General features: G+C 62.5%; 2 protein-coding genes. Both read left to right on the plus strand.

What is annotated here, in order from left to right:
* The first annotated feature begins 124 nt into the window (after window positions 1-124).
* Window positions 125-952: a MurR/RpiR family transcriptional regulator gene (locus EN750_RS30625; protein WP_127398961.1), complete on the plus strand. Its 828-nt coding sequence runs from the start codon at window positions 125-127 to the stop codon at window positions 950-952.
* Window positions 953-1,145: 193 nt separating this feature from the next.
* Window positions 1,146-2,223: efflux RND transporter periplasmic adaptor subunit (locus tag EN750_RS30630; protein WP_127398962.1), on the plus strand; the 1,078-nt coding region annotated here is incomplete at its 3' end.

Raw genomic sequence — 2,223 nt, forward strand, 5'->3', positions numbered from 1 at the left:
GCGCTGTATCGTATGTTACGTATTTTGCCTCATTGCGTCCCTGTGGATGATTTCATACAGTTTGTCCGGCTTTGTCAAATGCGATTTCGGAAAAGACCGTCGAACGAGCCAGGGTGGGGAAAACATGATTTCCAGCATTGCCGAACTGATCGCCGACCGTATCGGCGCGATGCCGGCCAGCGAACGGCGCGCGGCCCAGACGCTGATCGCCAACTATCCGATGATCGGCCTGAAGACGGTCGCCGAATTTTCGGCCGCGGCCGGCGTCTCCTCGCCGACGATCTTGCGTTTCGTCGCCCGGCTCGGCTTCCAGAATTATCCGGAATTCCAGTCGAGCCTGCAGGACGAGCTGGCCGCGCAACTGCAATCGCCGGCAACAAGGACGCTCAACCCGCCCTCGCCCGGCGGCGGCACGGTGTCGCCGATGCTGGAAGCGACGCTCGACAATATGCGCGAGACGTTCAGACACCTCTCCGACAGGCAGCTTGCCGACATCGCCGCCCGGCTCGCCGACCGGCGCGGCAAGACCTTCCTGATCGGCGGTCGCTTCACCGATCCGCTGGCGCGCTACATGGCCGCCCACCTCGCCGTCATCCAGCCGGATGTCTTTCACCTCGCCGGGCAGGAGAGCATGTGGCGCGACCGGCTGATCGACATGGGCAAGCGCGACGTGCTGGTGATCTTCGACATCAGGCGCTACCAGGACAGCCTCGTCCGCTTCGCCGAGAAGGCGCATCAGCGTGGCGTCCAGATCGTGCTGTTCACCGACCAGTGGCTGTCGCCGATCGCCCGCTTTGCTCGTCATGTTATCGCCGGACGAACCGCGGTGCCGTCGGCATGGGACTCTTCGGCTGCCCTTTTCGTTGTCGCCGAAACGCTGATCGGCGCCGTCACCAGGCAACTGGAAGCAGAAGGCGCCAAACGCATTCGCGAGATGGAAAGTCTGCGTTAGTGCCTGTGCGACGATCCAAAGCGTTACGCATATTTTCTCAAAGGTTACATATATTTAATGTGCGCAGCCCCCGGAGAATTGTCATAAAGACGCGATATCGAGGCGGCTTCTTTGCCTTACAATAGCCTCGCTGCGTCTGCTTCATTTCGGGAAACCGGTAGACGGAAGGATTGTTTTACCAACCGGAGTGCCGATGGCCGCCTGGAAACAGATACTTTTTGCACTCTTGGTGCTGGTGGTGGCGGCAGCCGCCTGGCTGCGCTTTTATCCCGGCGCGCCGGACGTGCTGGCACGCTGGGGCATCGACTGGGCCTCCGCGGCAACGCCCCCGGCTGAGACCGGCACCGCCAACGCGAAGCAGGCAAACGGCCGTAATGGCGGCAACCAGCGGGTGAACGTGGTCGCCCTTGCGGCCACTTCGGCTGTTATCAACGATCGCCTGCAGGCAATCGGCACCGGCCGTGCCAACGCCTCGGTGACCGTCAATCCCTACAGCTCCGGCCGCCTCGCCGAACTGCTGGTCGCATCCGGCAGCCATGTCGATAAGGGACAGATCCTCGCCACCCTGGATTCCGAGACCGAAGTGATCTCTCAGGACCGCGCCAAGCTCGCCTTGCAGGATGCGCAGGCCAAACTCGACCGCGTCAGGTCGCTTCGTGCCTCCAATGCCGCGACACCAGTCGCAGTGGCCGATGCCGAAGTGGTCTTGGCCGGCGCCAAGCTGGCGCTTCAGGATGCGGAACTGGCGCTGCAGCGCCGGTCGATACTGGCACCGATCGCTGGCACTGTCGGCATCCTGCCGATCTCGGCCGGCAATTATGTCACCAACCAGTCGGCCATTGCCACGCTCGACGACCGGTCCTCGATCCTGGTCGATTTCCTGGTGCCCGAGCGCTTCGCTGCCGCCGTCAAGGTCGGCGCACAATTGACGGCGACGCCGATCGCCAATCCCAGCAACGCTTATAGCGGCACCGTTTCGGCCATCGACAACCACATCGATGAAAAGAGCCGCACCCTGCTGGTCAAGGCCAAGATCGCCAACCCTGCGGATTCGTTGCGCGCCGGCATGTCGTTCGGCATCACCATGAAATTTCCGGGGCAAATCTATCCGGCCGTCAGCCCGCTGGCGATCCTGTGGGGGTCGGACGGCGCCTATGTCTGGCAGATCGAGGATGGCAAGGCCAGGCGGGTCCCGGTGCGCATCATACAGCGCAACACCGAGACCGTGCTGATCGACGCCGAGATCGACAATGGCGACATGGTGGTCACAG

It is taken from the genome of Mesorhizobium sp. M7A.F.Ca.ET.027.03.2.1 (genome assembly GCF_003999175.1).
GTDB lineage: Bacteria > Pseudomonadota > Alphaproteobacteria > Rhizobiales > Rhizobiaceae > Mesorhizobium.

Excerpts from the sequence above, each read along its gene's own strand:
- EN750_RS30625 (WP_127398961.1), top strand. The coding sequence starts at position 125 with ATGATTTCCAGCATTGCCGAACTGATCGCCGACCGTATCGGCGCGATG.